Here is a 232-nt window from a genome sequence, read left to right as displayed (position 1 = left end):
CACAGCCCCCGCCGCGACGTCCCTGATCCCGGCGGCGCCGGCACCGATGACGCTGCCGGGTCCCAGCGTGAGTCCCTGGCTGACACGGGCACCCAGCCCGACGTGGGCGCCCTCGCCGATCCGGACACCGCCGGCGATCACCGCACCGGGGGAGACGTGCGCGTGGGCGTCCACCAGGACGTCGTGCTCGGTGTTCACCCCGGCATTGATCTGCACGTTCTCCCCGATGTCG

At 73.3% G+C, this 232-nt stretch carries 1 pseudogene; it reads right to left on the bottom strand.

The window, feature by feature from the left end:
* Window positions 1-232: pseudogene (locus KVS71_RS19270) on the bottom strand (acetyltransferase); the annotation flags it as partial.

Origin of the sequence: Microbacterium sp. GbtcB4 (genome assembly GCF_019091465.1) — a bacterium.
In the GTDB taxonomy this organism is placed as follows: Bacteria; Actinomycetota; Actinomycetes; order Actinomycetales; family Microbacteriaceae; genus Microbacterium; species Microbacterium paraoxydans.
Note: the sequence above shows the minus strand (reverse complement) of the source record. Positions and strands in the feature narration are given on the sequence as shown.